This window comes from Sphingomonas sp. GlSt437, from assembly GCF_048015635.2.
Taxonomy (GTDB): domain Bacteria; phylum Pseudomonadota; class Alphaproteobacteria; order Sphingomonadales; family Sphingomonadaceae; genus Sphingomonas.
The window spans coordinates 1,566,868-1,590,654 of sequence record NZ_JBPGYA010000001.1 but is presented as its reverse complement, the minus strand read 5'-3'; the positions used below and the strand labels follow the sequence as shown (position 1 = coordinate 1,590,654).

19 protein-coding genes are annotated in these 23,787 nt (G+C 65.0%); 11 read left to right on the top strand and 8 right to left on the bottom strand.

Annotation, left to right across the window (positions count from 1 at the left end):
• Positions 1 to 36: 36 nt before the first annotated feature.
• Positions 37 to 1,464 carry a hopanoid biosynthesis associated radical SAM protein HpnJ gene (gene hpnJ / locus ACLB0R_RS07835; RefSeq protein ID WP_416642708.1) on the bottom strand — a complete coding sequence of 476 codons (1,428 nt, stop codon included), beginning with the start codon at positions 1,462 to 1,464 and terminating at the stop codon, positions 37 to 39.
• Between the two features lie 192 nt (positions 1,465 to 1,656).
• On the opposite strand from hpnJ, the gene hpnA reads away from it, so the two are divergent.
• The 7 genes from hpnA (at position 1,657) to ACLB0R_RS07800 (ending at position 9,917) form a co-directional block, all read left to right on the top strand.
• The gene (gene hpnA / locus ACLB0R_RS07830) at positions 1,657 to 2,667 is read left to right on the top strand and encodes a hopanoid-associated sugar epimerase (protein WP_416642707.1); all 1,011 of its coding nucleotides are present in this window, start codon (positions 1,657 to 1,659) and stop codon (positions 2,665 to 2,667) included.
• 160 nt (positions 2,668 to 2,827) lie between these two features.
• On the top strand, positions 2,828 to 3,961 hold the full coding sequence (locus ACLB0R_RS07825) for a glycosyltransferase (RefSeq protein WP_416642706.1): 1,134 nt from the start codon (positions 2,828 to 2,830) through the stop codon (positions 3,959 to 3,961).
• Positions 3,958 to 4,806, top strand: a complete 849-nt coding sequence (gene hpnC / locus ACLB0R_RS07820) for a squalene synthase HpnC (protein WP_416642705.1) — start codon at positions 3,958 to 3,960, stop codon at positions 4,804 to 4,806. Before ACLB0R_RS07825 ends, hpnC begins: the two co-directional genes overlap by 4 nt.
• Positions 4,803 to 5,642 (top strand): presqualene diphosphate synthase HpnD, encoded by an 840-nt coding sequence (gene hpnD / locus ACLB0R_RS07815; RefSeq protein ID WP_416642704.1) that lies wholly within the window; start codon positions 4,803 to 4,805, stop codon positions 5,640 to 5,642. Before hpnC ends, hpnD begins: the two co-directional genes overlap by 4 nt.
• Positions 5,639 to 6,889 carry a hydroxysqualene dehydroxylase HpnE gene (gene hpnE, locus ACLB0R_RS07810; RefSeq protein WP_416642703.1) on the top strand — a complete coding sequence of 417 codons (1,251 nt, stop codon included), beginning with the start codon at positions 5,639 to 5,641 and terminating at the stop codon, positions 6,887 to 6,889. Before hpnD ends, hpnE begins: the two co-directional genes overlap by 4 nt.
• Positions 6,890 to 6,919: 30 nt before the next feature.
• On the top strand, positions 6,920 to 8,875 hold the full coding sequence (shc, locus tag ACLB0R_RS07805; protein ID WP_416642702.1) for a squalene--hopene cyclase: 1,956 nt from the start codon (positions 6,920 to 6,922) through the stop codon (positions 8,873 to 8,875).
• A 298-nt stretch (positions 8,876 to 9,173) separates the two neighbouring features.
• Positions 9,174 to 9,917 carry a phosphorylase family protein gene (locus ACLB0R_RS07800; RefSeq protein WP_416642701.1) on the top strand — a complete coding sequence of 248 codons (744 nt, stop codon included), beginning with the start codon at positions 9,174 to 9,176 and terminating at the stop codon, positions 9,915 to 9,917.
• A 127-nt stretch (positions 9,918 to 10,044) separates the two neighbouring features.
• Here the strand turns inward: ACLB0R_RS07800 and hpnH are convergent, their stop codons facing one another.
• Positions 10,045 to 11,190: an adenosyl-hopene transferase HpnH gene (gene hpnH / locus ACLB0R_RS07795; protein ID WP_416642700.1), complete on the bottom strand. Its 1,146-nt coding sequence runs from the start codon at positions 11,188 to 11,190 to the stop codon at positions 10,045 to 10,047.
• Positions 11,191 to 11,201: 11 nt separating this feature from the next.
• Positions 11,202 to 12,158: a 4-hydroxy-3-methylbut-2-enyl diphosphate reductase gene (gene ispH / locus ACLB0R_RS07790; protein ID WP_416642699.1), complete on the bottom strand. Its 957-nt coding sequence runs from the start codon at positions 12,156 to 12,158 to the stop codon at positions 11,202 to 11,204.
• A 404-nt stretch (positions 12,159 to 12,562) separates the two neighbouring features.
• Here ispH and ACLB0R_RS07785 point away from each other — a divergent pair, with 404 nt between their 5' ends.
• Positions 12,563 to 13,168 carry an ABC transporter substrate-binding protein gene (locus ACLB0R_RS07785; RefSeq protein ID WP_416642698.1) on the top strand — a complete coding sequence of 202 codons (606 nt, stop codon included), beginning with the start codon at positions 12,563 to 12,565 and terminating at the stop codon, positions 13,166 to 13,168.
• 68 nt (positions 13,169 to 13,236) lie between these two features.
• Positions 13,237 to 14,316: an MlaA family lipoprotein gene (locus ACLB0R_RS07780; protein ID WP_434953812.1), complete on the top strand. Its 1,080-nt coding sequence runs from the start codon at positions 13,237 to 13,239 to the stop codon at positions 14,314 to 14,316.
• 4 nt (positions 14,317 to 14,320) lie between these two features.
• On the opposite strand, the gene ACLB0R_RS07775 is transcribed toward ACLB0R_RS07780, so the two are convergent.
• The 3 genes from ACLB0R_RS07775 to dxs are packed head-to-tail and all read right to left on the bottom strand — an operon-like array spanning position 14,321 to position 19,303.
• Entirely contained in the window at positions 14,321 to 16,921 is a 2,601-nt protein-coding gene (locus ACLB0R_RS07775) for an MMPL family transporter (protein WP_416642696.1), read from the bottom strand.
• The gene (locus ACLB0R_RS07770; protein ID WP_416642695.1) at positions 16,918 to 17,373 is read right to left on the bottom strand and encodes a DUF2141 domain-containing protein; all 456 of its coding nucleotides are present in this window, start codon (positions 17,371 to 17,373) and stop codon (positions 16,918 to 16,920) included. The genes ACLB0R_RS07775 and ACLB0R_RS07770 overlap by 4 nt, the downstream gene beginning before the upstream one ends.
• A gap of 4 nt (positions 17,374 to 17,377) precedes the next feature.
• The gene (gene dxs, locus ACLB0R_RS07765; protein WP_416642694.1) at positions 17,378 to 19,303 is read right to left on the bottom strand and encodes a 1-deoxy-D-xylulose-5-phosphate synthase; all 1,926 of its coding nucleotides are present in this window, start codon (positions 19,301 to 19,303) and stop codon (positions 17,378 to 17,380) included.
• Positions 19,304 to 19,435: 132 nt separating this feature from the next.
• Between dxs and ACLB0R_RS07760 the strand changes: the two genes are divergently transcribed.
• Positions 19,436 to 20,236: a 16S rRNA (uracil(1498)-N(3))-methyltransferase gene (locus tag ACLB0R_RS07760; protein WP_416642693.1), complete on the top strand. Its 801-nt coding sequence runs from the start codon at positions 19,436 to 19,438 to the stop codon at positions 20,234 to 20,236.
• Positions 20,233 to 21,606 carry a glutamate--cysteine ligase gene (locus tag ACLB0R_RS07755; RefSeq protein ID WP_416642692.1) on the top strand — a complete coding sequence of 458 codons (1,374 nt, stop codon included), beginning with the start codon at positions 20,233 to 20,235 and terminating at the stop codon, positions 21,604 to 21,606. Before ACLB0R_RS07760 ends, ACLB0R_RS07755 begins: the two co-directional genes overlap by 4 nt.
• 20 nt (positions 21,607 to 21,626) lie before the next feature.
• On the opposite strand, the gene ACLB0R_RS07750 is transcribed toward ACLB0R_RS07755, so the two are convergent.
• Positions 21,627 to 22,142, bottom strand: a complete 516-nt coding sequence (locus ACLB0R_RS07750; protein WP_416642691.1) for a lipocalin-like domain-containing protein — start codon at positions 22,140 to 22,142, stop codon at positions 21,627 to 21,629.
• A 277-nt stretch (positions 22,143 to 22,419) separates the two neighbouring features.
• Entirely contained in the window at positions 22,420 to 23,706 is a 1,287-nt protein-coding gene (locus ACLB0R_RS07745) for a methyltransferase family protein (RefSeq protein WP_416642690.1), read from the bottom strand.
• Positions 23,707 to 23,787: the final 81 nt, after the last annotated feature.

Genomic DNA, 23,787 nt, shown 5'->3' with positions numbered 1-23,787 from the left:
TCTCCCGCAAGGGGAGAGGGTTTGGAAGGGCTCCAATTACGCCGCCTCGACGTTGCGGTTCTTGAGGAAGTTGAAGAACTCCACTCCTTCGCGCAGGCGGCGCTTCATCATTTGCGGGCTGGTCGCCATTTCGGCGACGATCGAGCCGACCTTGGAGGGGCGGAAGTAGAATTTCTTGTAGAATTCCGCGACCGCTTCGAAAATCTCGTCGCTGGCCAGATGCGGATACGTCAGCTGCGCGATCTGCCCGCCGCCGTCCGCAACCAGATGGTCGGTGCCGTCGAACCAGCCATTCTCGATCGCCTGCTTGTAGAGGAAGGTGCCGGGATAAGGCGCAGCCAGCGACACTTGAATGGTGTGCGGGTTCACTTCCTTGGCATAAGCGATCGTTTCCTGGATCGTTTCCTTGGTCTCGCCCGGTAGACCCATGATGAAGGTGCCGTGGATCTTGATGCCCAATGCGCGGCAATCCTTGGCGAATTGCTTGGCGGTCTCGATGCGCAAGCCCTTTTTGATATTGTGCAGGATCTGCTGGTTGCCGCTCTCATAGCCGACGAGCAGCAGCCGCAGGCCGTTGTCGCGCAGGATTTTGAGCGTGTCGTAGGGCACATTGGCCTTGGCATTGCACGACCAGGTGACGCCGAGCTTGCCGAGCTCCTTGGCGAGCGCCTCCACGCGCGGGCGATCATCGGTCAGCGTGTCGTCGTCGAAGAACAGTTCCTGCATCTGCGGGAACGCCTTCAGCACATATTTCACTTCCTCGATGACATGGCCGACCGAGCGCGTGCGGTAATTATGCCCGCCCACGGTCTGCGGCCACAGGCAGAAAGTGCAGCGGCTCTTGCAGCCGCGGCCGGTGTAAAAGCTGACATAAGGGTGCTTGAGGTACCCGATGAAGTAATTCTCCATCACCAGGTCGCGCTTGTAGATCGGCGAGACGAAGGGCAGCTGGTCCATGTCGGTCAGGACGTCGCGGTCCTCGTTATGGACGATCACGCCTTCGGAATTGCGGTAGCTGATGCCTTTGATGTCGCTCATCGGCATGTCTTTGGCGACGTCGAGGATGGTGAAGTCGAACTCGTTGCGCGCGACGAAATCCACCGTCGGCGCGTTCTTCATCGCCCAATCGGCATCGACCGCGACGGTCGCGCCGATGAAGCCGACTTTCAGGTTCGGGTTCAGCTCCTTGAGCATACCCGCCACCTTCACATCCTGCTTGAAACCGGGCGTCGAGGTGTGGATCACGCACAAGTCGCGCTCGGTCGCGTGGTGCTTGATGTCGTCGAAGGTCAGGTCGTGCGCGGGCGCGTCGATCAGCTTCGAATCGGGCACCAGTGCTGCGGGCTGGGCCAGCCAGGTCGGATACCAGAAGGACTTGATCTCGCGCCGCGCCTGGTAGCGCGATCCCGCCCCGCCGTCGAAACCGTCGAACGAGGGAGCCTGGAGGAAGAGCGAACGCATCATGGAACCGGAACCTTATCGCCTGACAAAGGATTGACTGCGCCGGTTAGCCGGAATTGTGGCCCTCGCCAAATTCTTTGTCGCAAGGGTGCGTCCGGGATCGGTGCGTTAGCGACTTGTGCGCCAGCATCATGGCGCGATAAAGGCAATCGGGCAGGCTTTGCGTTGCGCCATGCCAGCGGCTAGGGCGCGGCGATGACCTCTGCGGGGATCTTTGCAGGCCAACCGGTGCTGGTGACTGGCGCGTCGGGCTTTGTCGGCTCGGCCGTGGCGCGCGCGCTGATCGGGCGGGGGGCGAAGGTGCGGCTGCTGGTTCGCGCGACCAGCGACCGCACCAATCTGGCCGGCCTGGATGCCGAACTGGCCGAGGGTGACATTCGCGACCAGGCCTCGGTCGAGCGCGCAGCGGCTGGCGCGCGCTACCTGTTCCATGTCGCCGCCGATTATCGGATTTGGGCACCTGACCCGGAAGATATCGTCCGCAACAATCGCGCCGGCACGCTCGCCGTGATGAACGCGGCAAAAAGCGCAGGGGTGGAGCGGATCGTCTACACCTCCTCGGTCGCGACGCTGAAGCCGCTTGACGGCAGCGCTGCCGACGAGACGCGCGCAGCGACCCCCGAACAAGCCGTCGGCGCGTACAAGCGTAGCAAGGTCGTCGCCGAGCGACTGGTCGAGGCGATGGTGGCCGACGGCCTGCCCGCCGTCATCGTCAATCCCTCCACACCCATCGGCCCGCGCGACGTGAAGCCGACGCCGACCGGGCGCATCATCGTCGAGGCGGCGAACGGCAAGATGCCGGCCTTTGTCGACAGCGGCCTCAACCTTGCGCATGTCGACGACGTCGCCCAAGGGCATCTGCTCGCGCTGGAGAATGGCCGGATCGGCGAGCGCTACATCCTGGGCGGCACCGACGTGTCGCTCGGCCAGATGCTTGCCGATATCGCCGCGATCATGGGCCGCAAGCCGCCGACGATCCGCGTGCCCCGCGCGCCGCTGTTCCCGCTGGCGTGGGTCAATGAACAGATCGCGCGGGTGACGGGCAAGGACCCGTTCCTGACGATCGATTCGCTCAAAATGTCGCGGCACAACATGTATTTCACTAGCGCCAAGGCGGAAGCCGAGCTGGGATATCGCGCCCGGCCTTATGTCGAGGCGCTGCAAGACGCGATCGAATGGTTCCGCGCGGAAGGGCGGATCAAGTGAAGGCTGACGCCCTACTCTTCTTGCTTCCCCGGCAAAGGCCGGGGTCCAGTCGGCAGCACATTCTGCGCGACAGCGCAGAGCGCGCTACCGCGCGCCCTTTCCGATGGAGCTGGGCCCCGGCCTTCGCCGGGGAAGCTGGGAAATATGGGGGAGCGCACCCGTGATCTGGCTCGGTGCGCTCACCCTCGCGATCTGGGTCTATCTGATCGCGCTCCACGACGGTTTCTGGCTGACTGGCGAGCGCGACACCAACCCATTGTCCGAGGAACCGCTGCACTGGCCGCCGGTCATCGCGGTCGTCCCCGCGCGTGACGAGGCGGAAGTGATCGCGCGCTCGATCGGCAGCCTGCTCGACCAGGATTATCCCAGCGATTTCCATATCATCCTGGTCGATGACAATTCGAGCGATGACACCGCCCTGCTCGCGCTCAACGAAGCGGCGGGGATGGACCGGCTGACGGTGCTCAGCGGAGCCCCATTACCGCGCGGCTGGACGGGCAAGCTCTGGGCGGTCCATCAGGGGATCGAGGCCGCCGGCGATGCACCACAGTGGCTGTGGCTGACCGACGCCGATATCGCCCACGCGCCCGATACCTTGCGCACCCTGGTCCAGCGCGCCGTCGGCGACCACCGCGTGCTCGTCACGCTGATGGCACGGCTGCGCTGCGACAGCGTCGCGGAACGCGCATTGATCCCCGCGTTCGTCTGGTTTTTCCAGATGCTCTACCCCTTTGCGCGCGTGAACCGGCGGACGAGCAGGCTGGGCGCGGCCGCCGGCGGCTGCATGCTGGTCGAGCGTGAGGCGCTGGAGCGCGCCGGCGGTATCGCCGCGCTCCGGAACGCGCTCATCGACGATTGCACGCTGGGCCAGCTGATGAAGCGACAGGGGTCGGTTTGGCTCGCCCTAACCGATCGCTCGGTGTCCATCCGAGAATATCAGACATGGGAGTCGGTCGCGGCGATGATCTCGCGTTCGGCCTATGCGCAGCTCCATTATTCGCCGCTGCTGTTGGCGGGCACGGTGCTCGGCCTCGCGATCACTTATCTCGCGCCGCCCTTGCTTGCGCTGTTCGCCAGCGGCTATGCGCGCATCGAGGGAGCTTTGGCCTGGCTCATCATGGCAATCGCGTTTCAACCCATGCTGCGTTTCTATCGCCGCTCGCCGCTCTGGGGTGTGGCGCTGCCGCTGATCGCGAGCTTTTACGGCTGGTGTACGGTCGCGTCGGCGCGCGCGCATTGGCAGGGCAAGGGCGGCATGTGGAAAGGCCGCGCGCAGGCGGAGCTGGGCGCATGACCGCGATGGCGGCGGATGCGGCCGCGCTCGCCTCGGGCAAAGGGCATGAGGACGAGAATTTCCCGGTCGCCTCATGGGTGCTGAAGCCTCAGTACCGCGCGCCGATCATGGCGTTCTACCGCTTCGCGCGGGCGGCGGATGACGTCGCCGATAATGCGGCGGCCAGCGCGGATGAGAAGCTGGCGCTACTCGGCGCGATGCGGGCAACCCTCGATGGTTCCACCGACGCCAACCCCGAATCGCTAGCGCTCCGCCAGGTCTGTGCCGAACGCGGGCTGACGCCGCAGCACGGGCTCGATCTGCTGACCGCGTTCGAGCGTGACTGCACGATCCTGCGCTATGCCAGCTGGGACGATCTGATCGATTATTGCCGTTATTCGGCAATGCCGGTCGGCCGCTTCGTCCTCGACGTCCATGGCGAATCGCGCGAGCTGTGGCCCGCCAATGATGCGCTGTGCGCAGCGCTGCAGGTGATCAATCACCTCCAGGATTGCGGCAAGGATTATCGGACGATCAACCGCGTCTATATCCCGACCGACATGCTCGCCGCGGCGGGGGCAACCGTCGAGGATTTGGGCCGCGATCGTGCAACGCCTACCTTGCGCGGCGTGATCGTCGAACTGGCGCGCAAGACGCAGGGCTTGCTCGCGCAATCGGCCTGCTTTGCTGGCTGCATCCATGACAAGCGGCTCGCGGTGGAAGTGGCCGTCATCCAGCGCCTCGCCGAGAGCCTTACCCGCAAGCTGCTGACGCGTGACCCGCTGAGCGAGCGCGTCCACCACAGCAAGCTCGAGACGTTGCTGATCGCGGGCACCGCCGGCGCCGCGCGGATGCTGACGCGATGAACCCCGAAACGACGCCCGCCGCGCTCCAGGCGAAAGTCTCAGGCTCCAGCTTCTATGCCGGCATGCGCGTGCTGCCCCAGGCCGAGCGCGAGGCGATGTACGCGATTTACGGCTTCTGCCGGCTGGTCGACGACATTGCCGACGATCAGGGCCGCGATCCCACAACCCGCCAAGCCGAACTCGACCAGTGGCGCCACGATATCGAAGCACTTTACGCTGGCGCCGACCCCGGCCAGGCAAGCCTCGTCGCGCGCGCGGTGGAGCAGTTCCACCTCGACAAGGCCGATTTCCTCGCGGTGATCGACGGCATGGCGATGGATGTCGAGCAGGACATTCGCTGGCCCGATTTCGCGACGCTCGATCTTTATTGCGATCGCGTCGCCTCGGCGGTCGGGCGGCTGTCAGTCAAGGTGTTCGGGATGACGCCGGCGGAGGGCATCCCGCTCGCCCACCATCTCGGCCGCGCGCTGCAATTCACCAACATATTGCGCGATATCGACGAGGATGCCGAGATCGGCCGCGTCTATCTGGCGCGCGAGTTCCTCGATGATGCCGGCATCACGCTCGGCACGCCGCTGCAAGTGACGCAGGATCCGCGCGTGGACATCGCCGCGCGCCAGCTCGCGGCGCGCGCCAAGACCCATTTCGACGAGGCGCATGCGATCCTGAAGCGGCGACCCAAGGGGCATCTGATCGCCCCGCGGCTCATGGCCGCCGTTTACGCGCCGATCCTGAAACGGATGGAAGCACAAGGGTGGAAGCCGCCGCGCACGCGCCTCAAGGTCAATAAAGCGGCGCTGATCCTGACGGCGGTGAGGCTTTGGGTCTTCAAGTGAAGGCGCATGTCATTGGCGCCGGGCTGGCGGGGCTTTCCGCCGCGATCGAACTGGCGCGCGGCGGCGCCAAGGTGCGGCTGTCGGACAGCGCCCGCCGCGCCGGGGGACGTTGCCGGAGCTATCACGACGCGACGATCGATCGCTTGATCGACAATGGCAATCATTTCGTCTTTTCCGGCAATCAGGCGGTCAATCGCTTCCTCGCGACGATCGGGACGGCGGATCGGCTAGAAGGGCCACCCCACGCCGATTTCGCTTTCCACGATATCCAGAGCGGCGAGCGCTGGACGTTGCGCGTCAATGCTTCGCCGCTGCCCTGGTGGGTGCTCGATCCCCGCCGCCGCACGCCGGGGACAACGCTCGGCCAGCATCTGGCGCTCGGCAAACTCGCCCTTTCACGACGCGGGCCAGCGACGATTGGCGATGTGATGCCGACAAGCGGCCTGTTTTGGGACCGGGTTGTCGACCCGATGATGCTCGCCGTGCTAAACTGCCCGCCGGCAAGTGGATCGGCGTGGCTCGCCGGTCGCTTCCTGCGCGAATCCTTCGCGCGCGGCGGCCGTGCCTGCCGGACGATGGTAGCGATGCCGACGCTCGATGCGGTGTTCATCGACCCCGCGCTTGCCTGGCTCCGCCTGCGCGGCACCGAGCCGCATTTTACCTGCCGCGCCCGCGCGCTGCGCTTCGATGGCGAGCAGGTGACCGGCATCGATTATGGCGATGGCTGGGAAGAGGTGGCGCGGGGTGAGGCCGTCGTCCTCGCCGTGCCGCCCTGGGTCGCTGCCGATCTGGTGCCTGACCTCACGGTGCCGACGGAATTCTGCTCGATCCTCAACGTCCATTACGCCGTCGATCCGCCCGCCGGCGCGCCACCGATCACCGCGTTGATCGGTGCGACTGCGCAATGGGTGGTGTGCCATGGCGACCGCATTTCGATCACGATCAGCGGCGCCGACGAGCTGATCGATCAGGACCGCGACGATCTTGCCCGCCGCATCTGGGCCGATATCCGCGCGACGCTGCCGGTGGCTGAGACCATGCCCCCCTGGCAGATCGTCAAGGAAAAGCGCGCGACCTTCGCCGCAACGCCCGAGCAGGATGCGCGCCGCCCCGGCGCAAAGACGCGCTGGCGCAACCTGTTCCTGGCGGGCGACTGGACGCAGACCGGTCTGCCCGCAACGATCGAAGGCGCGATCCGATCGGGTGTTACGGCGGCGGGCTTGGCGCGGGCGCTGCGAGTCGTGTAAGGGCGCTATCTTGCGACATTGAGGGATTGCATGGCCACCGCCGCCGCCACGATCGACACCGTAACGCTCGCCGACCGCGCCGCGACCCGCGCGGCCGCCGCGCTGCGCGATGTCCAGCGCGAGGACGGGCATTGGGTATTCGAGCTCGAGGCCGATTGCACCATTCCGGCCGAATATATCCTCCTGCGCCATTATCTCGGCGAGCCGCGTGACACGGTGCTCGAGGCGAAGATCGGCGCTTATCTCCGCCGCATCCAGTCCGCCGAGCATGACGGCTGGTCGCTGTTCCACGCCGGCGCTTTCGATGCGTCGGCCAGCGTGAAGGCCTATTATGCGCTGAAGATGATCGGCGACGATATTGACGCCCCGCACATGGCCCGCGCGCGCGCCGCAATCCACAAGGCGGGCGGCGCGGCGGCGGTGAATGTCTTTACTCGCATTCAGCTCGCTTTGTTCGGCGCGGGGTCGTGGTCGGTGGTTCCGACCATGCCGGTCGAACTGATCCTGCTGCCGCGCTGGTTCCCGGTGCATCTCTCCAAGATGAGCTATTGGGCGCGCACCGTTATCGTACCGCTGCTCGTGCTGGCGGTGAAGCAACCGGTGGCGCGCAATCCGCTCGGCGTACACGTCGATGAACTCTACACGCTCAAGGCAGCGCCGCTCAAAAGCCAGGCCGCGGGTACCAAGCGTGGCTGGCAGATCTTCTTCGGCGCGCTCGATGTCTTGCTGAAGCCCGCCGAACCGCTCTGGCCCAAGCGCACCCGCGCCAAGGCGATCCAGGCGTGCGTCGATTTCGTCGTCGAGCGGCTGAACGGCGAGGATGGTCTCGGCGCGATCTACCCGGCGATGGCGAACAGCGTGATGATGTTCGATTGCCTGGGCTATCCGGAGGATCACCCGCACCGTGCGATTGCCCGCCAATCGGTCGAAAAGCTGCTCGTGGTGAAGGACGACGAGGCCTATTGCCAGCCTTGCGTCTCGCCGGTCTGGGACACTGCGCTCGCCGCGCACGCCATGCTGGAGGCGGGCGGCGAAGAGAATGAGGCGCGCGCCAAGGCCGCGCTCGAATGGCTGAAGCCACTGCAGGTGCTCGACGTGAAGGGCGATTGGGCCGAGGTGAAGCCCGATGTCCGCCCCGGCGGCTGGGCGTTCCAATACAACAATGCGCATTACCCCGATCTCGACGACACCGCCGTGGTGGTGATGGCGATGGCGCGCGCGAAGGATAAGCTGGCGCTGGCTGGTGGTTATGATGAAGCCATCGACCGCGGCGTCGAATGGACCGCCGGACTGCAGTCCAAAAACGGCGGCTTCGGCGCATTCGATGCCGACAATACCTATGATTACTTGAACAATATCCCCTTCGCCGATCACGGCGCGCTGCTCGATCCGCCGACCAGCGACGTGACCGCGCGATGCGTGTCGATGTTCGCGCACTTGGGCGACGGGCCGGATACGCCACGCATGGCCGCCGCGCTCGATTTCCTGGCGAAGGAGCAGATGGCCGACGGATCGTGGTTCGGCCGCTGGGGCGTCAATTACATCTACGGCACCTGGTCGGTGATGTGCGCGCTCAACGCCGCAGGATTGGGGGGCGACCACCCGAGCATGGCGCGCGCGGCGGATTGGCTGATCTCGATCCAGAACCCCGATGGCGGCTGGGGCGAGGATTGCGACAGCTATCGGCTCGATTATGCAGGCTATGAGCCCGCGCCCTCCACCGCGTCACAGACCGGATGGGCGCTGCTCGGCCTGATGGCGGCGGGCAAGGTCGATCATCCGGCGGTCGAGCGCGGGGTGCGCTATCTGGTCGAGACGCAAGCCGAAGACGGCCTGTGGGGCCAGGAGCATTACACCGGCGGCGGCTTCCCGCGCGTGTTTTACCTGCGCTACCATGGCTATCCGAAGTACTTTCCGCTGTGGGCGGTCGCGCGGTATCGGAATTTGAAGCGGTCGAACGAACGGCAGGTAGCGTGGGGGATGTGAGCAGCAGCGCCAATATGCTCTGGCTCGCCCATCCACTCCCGCTCACCATCATCGCGTTTAGCTTGGCCCTGCTCGGGCGATTCGTTCTGAAAGTAGATGGCCCGACAATCTGGGCGTTAGCTGCGGCGGCGCCTTTGGCGGCGCTTACCGCTACCATCTGGTGGCGCATTTGGGAGCATGATGCGCTTTTCGCCGTCACTTACACTGTGGCCCTTGCCTGGACGGGCAGCGGCGCGGCGATCGGGGTAGGCCTGGGCATACTGTGCCGCCGCGCTTGGCGAATGCGGACCGACCAACGATGATCCTGATTGCCTGCGGATTGCAGCGTGAGGCCAAGCTACTCGCGGGATCGGGGGTTGTCGCCATTCCTGGCGGTGGGGACGGAGCGCGGCTGGAGGCGACGCTGAACGACCAGATCGCGCGGCCGCCCGCGATAACGCTGATCTTGTCCTGCGGGATCGCCGGCGCGCTCGATCCGACGCTGCGGGTTGGCGACGTCGTGCTCCACCTCTCCGCCTTCCCCGGCGAAGGCCCGCGCCCAGCATCGACCGTCGACGTTGTCGAGGACAAGCATTTGCATCCGACAAACCCGCCACTGGATCCCGGCCTTCGCCGGGGAAGTGCAATGCCGGATGCGCGATTGGAGGCCTTGGTTGAGCAGCTCCCCAATGCCCTGCGCGGTACGATCATTGGTCGCGATCGCATCATGGCCTCGCCCGCCGAAAAGGCCGCGCTTTGCGCCGAAACCGGCGCGCTGGCCGTGGATATGGAATCGCACGTCGCCGCCCGAGTCGCCGCGCGGCACGGGCTGCCCTTCGCGGCGATCCGCGTTATTTCCGATACGGCGCACGACGCCCTGCCGCCCGCCGCGCTGGTCGGCATGAACCCCGATGGATCGATGGCGCTGGGTCGTGTGTTGCTGAGCCTCGCGCGAAACCCCGCGCAACTGCCCGCGTTGATCCGCACCGGGCGCCATGCAGAGGTGGCGTTTCGAACGCTCGGCAAAATTGGTGAGGCTTTGCGTGGTCTTACGCTCCCTTAGCCACTCGCCGTCACCCCAGACTTGATCCGGGGCCCCGCTGCCTCAGCCGTTGCCAGAAAGAGAAGCTGGACCCCGGATCAAGTCCGGGGTGACGATAGAGCGTTAGGCTCCCCGATAAGGGCGATCCTCAAGCAGCGCGCTGCACCCGCTTGAACCCATCCGGATCGGCGTTCTTGATCCGCTCCAGCTCGCGCTCGACATGGCTTGAGTGCACGTCCTGCGCCTTGCGGGCGTGCGACAAGTCGATGTCAGGCGCCATCGGGCCTTCGGTGCGTACGCCCTTGCGTGCGACCGTCCACATTTTCAGCGGGTTGCGGATCGCATCCGCCGCCGCCGTGCCTTCAAAACCGCAATGGACCATGCAGTTCGAGCATTTCTCGTACTTGCCGACGCCGTACTGATCCCAGTCGGTGCCTTCCATCAGCTCGGCAAAGGTATCGACATAACCCTCGCCGACCAGATAGCAGGGCTTCTGCCAGCCAAACACGGTGCGCAGCGGCATCGACCATGGCGTGCATTCATAGGTCTGGTTGCCGGCGAGGAAATCGAGAAACAGCGGCGAGTTGGTGAAGGTCCAATCCTTGCCGCCATTGCCGCGCTTGAACACGTCACGGAAAAAATTCTTGGTGCGCTCACGCGTCAGGAAATGCTCCTGGTCAGCGGCGCGCTCGTACGAATAGCCGGGCGAGATGGTGATCTCGACGCCGCGCTTCTTCATTTCGTCGAAGAACGCGGCGAGCCGGGCGGGGTCGGCACCATCGAACACGGTGCAGTTGACCTGGACGCGGAAGCCACGCGCCTTGGCCATCTCGATCGCCTCGATCGCGACGTCATAGGTACCTTCCTGGTCAACCGCGTGGTCGTGCATGCCTTGGTCGCCATCCAGATGAATCGACCAAGTGAAGAAGGGCGACGGCTTGTACTCGTCGATCTTCTTCTTCAGCAGCAGCGCGTTGGTGCACAGGATGACGAATTTCTTCTTGGCGATGTAGCCTTGGACGATCTTGGGCATGTCGCGGTGCAGCAAGGGCTCGCCACCCGCGATCGAAACCGCCGGGGCGCCGCATTCATCGATCGCGTCCATGCACTGCTGCACGCTCAGGCGCTGGTTCAGAATGGGATCGGGATAGTCGATCTTGCCGCAACCGGGGCACGCCAGATTGCAGCGCAGCAGCGGCTCGAGCATCAGCACCAGCGGATATTTGCCGCCGGCAATCTGCTTGCGCACGGTGTAGCTGCCAATGCGGCCAAGAACGGAAAGCGGTAGACCCATGATGCGTTATCCTATTCGGCGGCCAGCGGTGCGGCGGCGCGAGTTGCGTTCCTTAGCTCGGCTGGCAGGCTGAATTCCAGCGTTTCCTTTATCCCGTCGAGTTCGGTCACCTCAAGAGGGCCCAACCGCCGTAGCGTCGCGATGACGTGGTCGATCAATTCGTCAGGAGCCGAGGCGCCCGCAGTCAGCCCGATCGTCTCGACACCGTCGAGCCAGGCGGGGTCGATCGCGTTGCCGTCGGCGACCAGATAGCTCGGCAGGCCCGCATCCTCACCAATCTCGCGCAGCCGGGTCGAGTTCGAGCTGTTGGCGCTGCCGACGACGAGCAGCAGATCGACACGGCCGCACAAGTCGCGCACGGCCGTCTGGCGATTCTGCGTCGCGTAGCAGATGTCGGACACGTCCGGCCCAATCAAATCGGCAAAACGATTGTGCAATGCCGCAATGATGCCGCGGGTATCATCGACCGACAGCGTCGTCTGGGTGATATAAGCGACAGGGGCATCGGCCGGGAGGTCGAGCGTCGCCACGTCCGCCTCGGACTGGACGAGGTGGATGGGGGCGTCGATCTGGCCGATCGTGCCGTCGACTTCGGCATGGCCGGCATGGCCGATCAGGATAATCGAGCGGCCCATGGCGGCATAGCGACGCCCCTGATTGTGCACCTTGGTAACAAGCGGGCAGGTCGCATCAAGCACGGGCAGGCGCCGGGCTGCGGCTTCCGCCTCGACCGCGCGGGACACGCCATGCGCGCTGAAAATGGTGCGCGCGCCCGCCGGCACTTCGCGCAATTCCTCGACAAACACCGCGCCTTTACGCTTCAGCGTATCGACGACATGGCGGTTATGCACGATCTCGTGGCGGACATAGACCGGCGCGCCATAGAGATCGAGCGCGCGCTCGACGATATCGATCGCCCGCACGACGCCTGCACAAAATCCACGTGGATTGGCCAGGATCAGCTGCAAACCATGGTCCTTTTCGCCTTATCAGCGCGACTGCCGGCCAGAAGGAACCCGATTCGATCCGCCCGAATTCGACCCGCTCCAATCGACCCACTCGAAATCGATCCGCCCCCCATTGACTCGCAATGTGGCGTAATTTTGTACGCGACCCAGCGCCTCGGCAGCCGAATGTTGCGCTACAGCATCTTTTTCCGGCCGCAAAGCCGTGAAAGTCGGGCAATGCGGCCGGAATGGGACGATGCGTGCTTCATCGGTGCCCTGACGTTTCATGCGCTGAGATTTTTGATCCTCGGGGGCTTGCCCGATTTTCGCCCAGAGGCGACATTACAACTGGGGTAGACAGGGGTGGACGGCTGTGGCGCGTGGTTCTAATCGCGTTGCGGCCATCGACCGTGAAAGAGGTTACGATGACAATTCGTTTGATGACGGGCCTTGGCATAGCCACGGCCGTTCTGGCAGCACCCGCGATGGCGCAATCGGTGGACCCCGCCCGCGCGCCGGTTCAGGCGCTGAGCGATGGCTTGATCAAGATCATGAAGGGCGGCAGCCGCCTGGGCTTTCAGGGGCGCGCCAGCGAAATCGCGCCGGTGATCGACCGCGCGTTCGACTTGCCGTTCATGGCGCGCGCCTCGGTGGGCCCTAGCTGGAACAACGCGACGGCGGCCGACCGGGCACAGCTGATCGCGTCGTTCCGCAAGCTCACCATCAACCAATATTCGTCGAATTTCGACAGCTATGCCGGCCAGCAATTCGTCGTCGACCCCAAGGTTGAGACGCGCGGGACGGACAAGCTGGTCAAGACCACGCTCACCCAGCCGCACGGCGAAAGCGTCGCGATCGCCTATCGCCTGCGCCAGGCCGGCGGTGAGTGGAAAATCATCGACGTTTTCTATCGCAATTCGATCAGCCAGCTCGCCACGCGGCGCGATGATTTCCAGGGGATCGTCGGCAAGGGCGGAGTGCGCGCGCTGATCGGTCATGTCAATCAACTGGCGGACAAGGCGGCGAGCTGAAGCAAGGCGATATCCGGCGCGGCGCGGGGGGCGCGCTGCTGATCGCCGCGTTGCTGGCCACAGGGGAGGTGCATGCCGCGCAAACGGCGGCGGCGCCCCCCGAATCGCCTGCCCCGGCGCCGGTGCCACCCTCGGCCGATGCCACCGCGCCCGCGCCGCGCTCACCGGCGGCAGCCCCTCCGGCCGTGGAGGGCGCCGTCGTCACCGCGCGGCCGCGCCATGCCAAGGGCGATCCGCTGGAAAGGCTTAACCGCAAGCTCTATAGCTTCCACCAGCGCGCCGATCATGCCGTGTTCCGGCCGATCGCGCTGTTCTACAAGCATGTTGTGCCGAAATTCCTGCGCACGGCGATGCGGCATATCATCTCCAACCTGACCGAGCCGCTCGTCTTCATGAACGACGTGCTGCAGCTGAAGCCCAAACGGGCAGCGCGGACGCTGTCGCGCTTCGTGATCAACAGCACCGTCGGCGTCGGCGGCATTGGCGATGTGGCGAAGACCGCCGGCCTGCCGCACCATGACAACTCGCTGGGCGACACGCTGGCGCGCTATGGCGTCGGGCCCGGCCCCTATATCTTCATCCCGTTCTTCGGCCCCACCACGCTGCGCGATCTGCTTGGCGGGCAAGTGGAGAATCTGCTTTACCCGGTCGCGATCGGCATGCCGTTCGATCGCGGCGATTATCAGCTGTCGTCGGGCCTCGTTGCGGGGCTCGACCTGCGCGCCGAAAGCGATGCCGATTTCAAGGCGCTGCTCGATGGCGCGGCGGACCCTTATGCGACGCTGCGATCGGTCTATCTCCAGGCGCGGCAGGGCGAGATTGACGACATCAAAGGCGCCAAGCCCAAGGACAGTTTCGATGATCCGCTCGCCGATCCCGAAGCGGGCCTGAAGCCGGGGCCACTGACGCCGACGATCGATCCCAATGCGCCGACGACAGGGGCACCGCCCAAGGATGCGGCCGGCGCAACGGTGCCCGCCACTGGCGCGCCCGCGCCGGGCGAGGCCACGCCCGCTACCGCAGCGCCGGCCTCCCCGCCCGCGCCAGGCGACGCAGCATCGGCGAGCACGGCGCCTGCCCAAGATCAGGCTTCGACGCCGGCACCGACAACGCCGAGTCCGCCAGACGCCCCCAAAGCACTCGACTAAGCGATCAGCCGATCGAGCTGCGGCTCTTGTCCTTGGGCGGCCCTAGCAACGCCGGCTCGAAGATCAGGGCACAAACCAAGGTCCAGGCAAGCGACAGCATCAGGATCTTGCCCATGCTCGCGGTGCCGGGGTGGTCGGAAAGCCACAGCGCACCGAACGCGGTGCCCGTCGCCAGCGCGCTGAACAGTACCGCGCGCGCCAGGCTCGATTGCAAGAGGTCGGTGGCACCCCGCCGCCACGCCATCACGAAATAAATGTGGAACGCCACGCCGACGCCGAACAGCAGGGGGAAGGCGATGATATTGGCGAAATTGATCGGCTGGTCGATCAGCACGCACGTGCCGAGCGTCAGAAAGCCCGACAGCACCACCGGCGCCAGCGTGAAGGCGACTTCCGTAAAGCTCCGCAACACCAGGAACAGCAGCACGCTGACCAGCGCGAGCGCGATGATGCCGGCCTGGATGAAGGCGCCCGCCACGGTGTTGGCGCCTTCCTGCGTCGCGACCGGCAGGCCGGTGGCGGTCGGCGCCACCTTGCGCACCGCGAAGGAGAACAGGCGGAGGATGTGATTGTTGTTGCTGTCGCCCTTGGGGAACGCGTCGACGCGGGCGCGGCCGTCGGCAGCGAGCCAGTCAGCGCGGATTTCGGGCGGCAGCGTCTCGCGATTGACCTCGCTTGCCTGGAGCAGCGCGCGCGCCGAATCGAGCATCACGCCGAGCGGCACACCGAGCGTCTCGCCTGCCTGTTGGCGCAGCGCCGGCGGGCCTTCCGCCAAGCGGGCGAAGGTTTGCGCGAGATGGCGCGCATGGTCGGCGGCAGGACCATTCTCCCTGGCCGCAACCGCTACAAGCTTCGCGCTGGTCGCCTTGAGCGCGGCAATCGTATCGGCATCGCTCGGCGTCGGCGCCACGTCGAACGGGTTGAGCGTCAAGTCGAGCAGCAGCGATGCATCCTGGACCAAAGCGAGCTTGGCCGGCTGATCGTCGGGAATATAGCTATCGATCGAAACAGCCTGCGCCACCTCGGGTAAGGTTGACAGTTTCGCTGCCAGCGCGCGCGCCGCATCGGCATTGGGCGTCACCACCGAGATCACATTGGGCGTGCGCAGCGGATCGCGCATCAGGTCATCCAACGCTTGCATCGCCGGACCATCGGGATCGCGCAAGTGGAGCGGGTTGAAGTCGAAGCGCGTGTACGGGAGTAGCGCGATGCTCCCCAGCATCGACAGGCCGAACGCCCACAACACAAAACGGCGATGGCGGTAGAGCCAATTGTCGACCGGCCGCAGCGCGGCAAAGCCGACTTCCTTCATCGGCGCGCCCGGCTTCATCAGCACGATGAGCGCCGGAAGCAACGTGATCGACAAGGCAAGCGCGATGACCATGCCCAGCCCGGCAATGATGCCAAGTTCCGAAATGCCGACATAATCGGTCGGCAGGAAAGCAGCGAAGCCAAGGAAAATCGCGGCGGCGGCAAGGCCCAACGGCTCGCCGAGCGCGGCCGCGGCATTCTCCATCGCCAACGCGTAATCGGCCCCTTCCAGCCGTTCGGCGTTGAAGCGGACCGACAGCTGGATCGCGAAATCGACCCCCAGCCCGACGAATAGCGGGATGAACGCGACCGAAATCAGGTTGAGCCGCCCGACAGCCAGCAAGCCGACGGCGGTCGAGATGATCAGCCCCGTCACCACGGTGATCACGATCGCCAGCACGATCTTGCCCGATTTGGTCGCAAACCACAGCGTCACCAACATCGCCGCGGCCATCACCAGGCCAACCATGCCGATATTCTCCTCGAGCGAGGCGAATTCCTCATCCGCCAGCGGCACATCGCCGGTAACCTTGACGGTGATGCCATGGGCAGGATCGAGGCCGAGCCTTTGGGCAGTCGCGTAGATGGCATTGACGGCCTCTTCGCCGGGCTTGAGCGAGGAAAAATCGAGCACCGGCTGGGTGAGGATGAGCCGGCGCTTGGGCGGTGCCTCGCTGCCATTGGCGAACAAGGTCTGCCACGAGAAGAAGGTCGGCTTGCCATCGGCAACCTTGGTCAGGGTACCGTCGAGCGCGGTGAGCGGCTTGTCGATATCGGACAGCTTGGCCGCACCGGTATCGACGCCGGTCAGCATGGTGTCGATCGCGCCGGCAACCCCGTGCAGCGAGGGATCGGCAGCAAGTGGCCCGAGGATCGGCTGCGCTTTGATCAACGCCTGGGTCGTCGCGCGGACTTCGGGCACCGACGAAAAGAGGATGCCATTCCTCGCCAGATAATCGCCGCCATCGGGGCGCCGGACGCTTTTGAAATGCGCCGTGTCTTCGGCAAGCGCGGCGGCGAGCTTAGCGGCGCCCAACTCGGCCAGCTCGGGCGTCGCGCCGTCGATCAACACCAGCGCGGTCTGCGTCTGGCCCGGGAACGCCTTGTTGAGCGTCGCTTCATTCTGCCGCCATTCGACCTTGGGCGAGATGAGCTCGCTGGTGTCAGTCGTCATGTCGAAATGGGTCGCGGCATAACCCAACGCGACGGCGGCGATCACCAGACAGACGATCACCATGCGCCACGGTCGCTGGGCGCTGTTCGCGACCGTCTGGAAGATCGATTTCTCGATCATTTGCTCGCGGGCGGGCCGCTCGCTCCGGTGAAATAGCGCAGCCTGAAGGTGATGGTCTTGTCGCCGGTGATGGTGAACTTGGCCTTGTTCCAGCTCGGCGCACTGAACCCGATCGGTGCATCGTTGGAAAAGCCGACGCCTTCCTTGGGGATACCGAACAGGCCCTGGTCGACTTTCTTGTTGTTGTTCTCGTCCTGCGTGCCCTGGACCGCATAGTCGCCGGGCGCGACGTTGTTGATGCGCAGCGTCGTCGATCCCACGACCGACTTCACCTCGGCGGAAATCGCGCAGTCCTTCAGGAATTCCTTCTCCCGGCACAGATCGACATGCACCATGCCACGTGCATTGCGGACATTGGTGACGATGATCGTCAGTGTCGCGGCGGACACCGGCGCGGCGCCGGCGGCGGCCGCAAACATTGCGGCAACCGCCGCCAGTCGCACCATCTTCATGGAATTACGCTCTTACTTCCTCAACGCCGACGCCTTCGTTCCAGCGCAGCGCCTTCAACACCGTGTCGATGATCGCGGCGGCGTCGAGCCCGGCCTGCGCATATTGGATTTCGGGCTTGTCCTGATCCTGGAAGATGTCGGGCAGGCGCATGGTGCGCAGCTTGAGCCCCGCATCGATCAGCCCCGAATCGCTCGCATAGGTCAGCACATGCGCGCCGAGCCCGCCGACCGCGCCTTCCTCGATCGTCACAGCGACTTCATGCGTGGTCAGCAGCTTGCGGATCAGCTCCTCGTCGAGCGGCTTCGCGAAGCGCAAATCGGCGACGGTGGTCGACAACCCCTTAGCCTCGAGCGCGTCGGCGGCCTTGAGCGCCTCGCCTAGCCGCGTGCCGAGCGACAGGATCGCGACCTTCTTGCCTTCGCGCACGATGCGGCCTTTGCCGATCTCGAGCTTCTGGGGAACCTCGGGCAGCGCGACGCCGGTGCCGTTGCCGCGCGGATAGCGCACCGCAATCGGGCCGGAATCATGTTCGGCGGCGGTGTAGGTCATGTGGACCAGCTCGGCCTCGTCGGCTGCCGCCATCACCACCATGTTGGGCAACGTCGCAAGATACGTCACGTCGAAGCTGCCGGCATGCGTCGCGCCATCGGCGCCGACCAATCCCGCGCGGTCGATCGCGAAGCGGACGGGGAGGTTCTGGATGCACACATCATGCACCACCTGGTCGTACGCGCGCTGCAGGAAGGTCGAATAGATCGCACAGAACGGCCGCATCCCTTGCGCCGCGAGCCCCGCCGCGAAAGTAACCGCATGCTGCTCGGCGATGCCGACGTCGAAGGTGCGTGTCGGGTGCGCCTTGGCGAATTTGTCGACACCGGTGCCTGACGGCATCGCGGCAGTGATGGCGACGATGCGCGGATCGTCATTCGCCAGCTTCGCCAGCGTTTCGCCGAACACATTCTGGTAAGCCGGCGGCCCCGGTGGCGCTTTTTGCTGCGCGCCAGTGATCACGTCGAACTTCTGAACGCCGTGATATTTGTCGGCCGCCGCCTCGGCCGGGGCATAGCCCTTGCCCTTCTGCGTGACGACATGGACCAGGATCGGGCCTTGTTCGGCATCGCGGACATTTTCGAGCACCGGGATCAGCTGCTCGAGATTATGGCCGTCGATCGGGCCGACATAATAAAATCCCAGCTCCTCGAACAGCGTGCCGCCCATCGCCATGCCACGCGCGAATTCGTCGGTCTTTTTCAGGCCCTCGGCGATCGAGCGCGGCAGTCTCTTGGCGAGCTTCTTCGCCATGTCGCGCAGGCCGAGGAATTCGCGGCTCGACACGATGCGCGACAGATAGGCCGACAAGCCCCCCACCGGCGGCGCGATCGACATGTCATTGTCGTTAAGGATGACGACCAGCCGGTTGCCCGCCTGCTCGGCATTGTTCATCGCCTCATACGCCATGCCCGCCGACATCGAGCCGTCACCGATGACGGCGATGCCCTTGCCCGGCTTGTCGGAAAGCTTGTTGGCGATCGCGAAGCCGAGCGCGGCTGAAATCGAGGTCGAGCTGTGCGCGGCACCGAACGGATCGTACTCGCTCTCGGCGCGCTTGGTGAAGCCCGACAAGCCGCCACCCTGGCGCAGCGTGCGAATACGATCGCGCCGTCCAGTGATGATCTTGTGCGGGTAGCATTGGTGGCCAACGTCCCACACCAGCCGGTCGTCGGGGGTGTTGAAGACGTAGTGGATCGCGACGGTCAGCTCGACGACACCGAGCCCCGAGCCCAAATGGCCGCCGGTCACCCCGACGGCTGAAATCATCTCCTGGCGCAGCTCGTCAGCGAGCTGGCGCAGGCTCTCTGGCGCCAGCTTGCGCAGGTCCGACGGATACTGGACCTGATCGAGCAAAGGCGTGACAGGGTTGGACGACATGCAAAGCTATTCCCAAGTTTAAGCGGCCGCCCTAGCCGATTGTGCCGCAAAGGGGAACAGGATGCGTCGCACGCTGCCCCGCTTTGGTATCGAGGGTGACTAAACGGACACAGAAGGCTAACGGCCTTCATCATGCCCGCCACGCCCGCCTGGCCGCCGCAATCGACCCCGCGCCTCTATGTCGCGGCGCCGCTGGCGCCGGGGCCGCTCACCATTACCGGCCCGCAGGCGCATTATCTGGCCAGCGTAATGCGGCTGAAATCGGGCGATCCGGTGAAGTTGTTCGACGGCGCGACGGGTGAGTGGCTGGCGACGGTGAACGGCATCGGCAAGCGCGAGGTAGCGCTGACGATCGGCGAGAAACTGCGCGATCGCGAGGTGGTGCCCGACTTGTGGCTATGCGCCGCGCCGCTCAAAAAAGGCCGGATCGACTGGCTGGTCGAAAAGGCGTGCGAGCTGGGCGCCGCGCGCGTGGTGCCGGTGCTGACGCGGCGGACGGTGGTCGACCGGCTCAATCTCGATCGGCTGGCAGCGCACATGATGGAAGCCGCCGAGCAATGCGGGCGCACCGCGGTGCCCGAGCTGGTCGAGCCGGTGAAGCTCGCCGCGTTGATCCGCGATTGGCCCACGGCGCGGGCGCTGTTCTTCGCCGATGAGACCGGCGGCGCGCCGGCGGCGGACGCGATGCGCGCGCACCCCGGCCCGGCCGCGATCCTGATCGGCCCCGAAGGCGGCTTCGACGATGACGAGCGCGCGCTGATCCGCGCGACACCGGGCGCGGTGCCCATCAGCCTGGGCCCCCGCATCCTGCGCGCCGACACTGCGGCCGCGGCCGCGGTGGCGCTTTGGATGGCGATGGCGGGGGATTGGCATGAAGAGGTGGTGACCCCCACTAGCAGAGCTGCATCGGCGACGCTAAAGGGCGCGCCATGAGCACGAAGACCGTTTCGGATAGCAAATCAGCGGTCGTCGAGCATCGCGACCAGCTATTATCGGTCTTCGCCAAAGGCGAAAAGCCGGCGGAGCGTTGGCGGATCGGCACCGAACATGAGAAATTCGTCTATCGCCTGAGCGACCACCGTGCGCCGAGCTATGCCGAACCCGGCGGCATCCGCGACTTGCTGATGGCGCTCACAGAATATGGCTGGGAGCCCGTCATCGAGGGCGGCAACGTTATCGCGCTGTCGGGCGCCGATGGCAGCGTCAGCCTGGAGCCTGCCGGCCAGCTCGAGCTTTCCGGCGCGCCGCTCGACAATCTCCACCAGACCTGCGCCGAGACGGGGCGGCATCTGGAACAAGTGCTCAAGGTGGGCGAGAAGCTTGGCCTCGGCTATCTTGGGCTCGGGCTATGGCCCGACAAGGCGCGCGCCGATCTGCCGATCATGCCCAAGGGCCGTTACGCGATCATGCTTAACCATATGCCGCGCGTCGGCAGCATGGGCCTCGACATGATGCTGCGGACCTGCACGATCCAGGTCAATCTCGACTATAGTTCGGAAGCCGACATGGTGCAGAAGTTCCGCGTCGGCCTGGCGCTGCAGCCGCTGGCGACCGCGCTGTTCGCCAATTCGCCGTTCCTTGAAGGCAAGCCCAACGGTTTCCTGTCGTACCGCAGCCATATCTGGTCGGATACCGATCCCGCGCGCACCGGCATGCTGCCTTTCGTGTTCGAGGACGGCTTCGGCTATGAGCGCTATGCGGATTACGCGCTCGATGTGCCGATGTACTTCGTCTACCGCGACGGTCGCTATATCGACGCGGCCGGCTTGAGCTTCCGCGACTTCCTGAACGGCGAGCTGTCGGTCCTGCCCGGCGAGAAGCCGACGATCGACGACTGGAACGACCATCTCTCCACCGCCTTCCCCGAGGTGCGGCTGAAATCCTTCCTCGAGATGCGCGGCGCCGATGGTGGCCCGTGGAACCGCATCTGCGCGCTGCCGGCCTTCTGGGTCGGCCTGATCTACGCGCAATCCTCGCTCGATGCGGCATGGGATGTCGTGAAGCACTGGACAATGGAGGAGCGCGAAACGCTGCGCTCGTCGGTCCCCAAGCTCGGCCTCGATGCGCCGATCGCTGGAGGCCGTACGCTGCGCCACATCGCTGGCGAAGTGCTCGACATAGCGCATGCCGGGTTGGCGGCCCGCGCCCGGCTCGATGCCGGCGGCAGCAACGAAACCGGCTTCCTCGATCCGCTCCGCGAGATCGTCCGCTCGGGCAAGACGCAAGCGGAACTGCTGCTCGATCGCTACAATGGCGCCTGGGGCGGCGACGTCAGCCGCATCTACGAGGAAATGCGCTTCTAACCGTCGCCGCTAACTGGCCGTCAGCTTCGCCGCCAGGTGAGCACATTGTGGCTCTTGCGCGGTGAATTGGGGTCGTTGATCGTCGTCAGCGTTAGCGTGTCGCCGGCAAGCGCGACCTTGCGGTGATAGACGATCCCGATCTCGCTGGGGTCGAGCGCCGAGACGACATGATGCGTGACCGTCGATGTCGCCGCGTCGAACTCCCATTTTGCGAAATAGGCATAATAGCTGTCGAGATACGCAAGGCGCTGCTCAGCGGGCAGCTTGGTGAAATCAGCATTATGCGCCAGGCCGGCGCGCGGATTGGCGATCTGCACCGCCATGAAACCCGACGGCAGATAAGCGATTAGGCCGGTATAGGGCCCGGCCTTGCCTTCCCACGGGCCGGTCTTGCCATCCTGCTCAACCGTCACCGCGTCGACCAGCGACCAACCGCCGACTAGAGCAGGATGCGGGTTAGCCGTGCCGGCAGCGGCAACTTTGGTCGCGATTGGCAGCGTTGCCGCCGCGATCAGCAGATTTCGACGATTGAGCATTGGTCCCGTCCCCTCCAAATGGCGAGGGCAAGACTATCACGACGACATCACATCGCAACCGAAACGAGTTGAGCGATGTCGGTACTCGCTAGGGGCGAACGCTTGAGAAGGCTGTCCTACACGCGTCGCCCGGATTATCCCGAGGCCCGCTCTTTCACCCTGTCGATGCGCCCGGTTTATCGGCCCACGCTGTTGTGCGAAAACCTTCACATGAGTGGGAACATTGGGGAACATTCGCGCCCGCTCGGCAGGTTCACGGCACGTGTCGGAAGCCGAATTATGCTCGCTCCCGCCCCAATACAAAGGCAAAAAAGCGCGGCACCGGGCCGTTGCGTTCCATCCAGTGCCAATAGGCGGCGTAATCCGGGTCGGCGCCCAAATGCCGCTCCTCGGTCTTGGCGCGCCAGTAATAGACGCCGCTCACCATGCCCATCAAGATCGTCGCGCGCGCCGCGTCGATCACGCTGCCGGTGGTAAACCAAGGCAGGGTTGACAACCACCAGAACAGGTTCTTCGAGAGGTATGCCGGGTGACGCGAGAAGCGGTATGGCCCATGCGTCAGGATGCCGCGATGGGTGAGGTTGGAGAAGCGGAAGCCGAACGCTACCGTCGCCCAGGCGTAGATCGCGGTCAGCGCGACGAGCGTGGCGCCGAACAGCGCCAGCAACACCGGCTCGTCCGCCAGCCAATGAGTCCAGTCGGCGGTGCCGGGATGGTAATCGAGCGGGCCGCCATCGCCCATCAACACGAAAGGCGGGTAGCAAATCAGCGCCGCCAGCCACGCCGCCGCGTAAGGATTGGCGCTACGGATATGCGAATCGAGCGCGCGCATCGTCAGCACATAACCCACGGTCGCGAACGCCACGTCGATGACGAACATGAACGTAATCAGCCAATTGGCGAGCGCGACCGGATTAGAGAGCAGCAGATGCGTGTCGGCGCGGACGAAATCGGCAAAGCCCGGCGGCACGATCGCGAGCATGAACGCCAGGAAAAACGCCTTCACCCCCCAGGCGCGCAGATGCGCGTAGATCATCTCGCGATCGACACCCTCCAGGCTCATCATCCACGCGCCGAGGTGCCAGGCGCCGTCCCGGGGTTCAATGAGCTTGCGGTCGAGCCAAATGACGTAAGGGATCGACGCACCGAACAACACTGGCGCCACGACGGTGAACACCTGCATCGAAAACAGGAAATTACCGCGCCAATAGAACCGCCCGGTGGCGTAAATGAGTGCGATCAGCGCCCAGGTCGCCCACAGCCCGGCAAGCTTGGTGAGGCTTGTGTCGAGCGTTTCCTTAAGCCGCGGCTTGCGCGACCAGTCGATGCCGGTCGAGGGGCGGCGATGGACCTTGTCGACGAACACCGACCACAGCACCATCGGCACGCCGCACGCGAAGATGTTGGTGAGCGCGGCAAGCGGCCCAGCCATGCCGAACCATTTGGCGACCGCGCACCAGACAAGAAGCCCAGCAAGCCCAGCAAGTCCGACGCCGGTACTGACGGCGGACGCCGGGTGCGGATCAGCCTTGGCAGCATGAGCGAGGGCGGGATCGTGCAGCATCGCCCGGCCTGCTTACGCATATAATGGTAAGCAAGCCGTGAAGCATCTGGGCGGGCCACGCGCGACCCGCCCCGGTGCTAA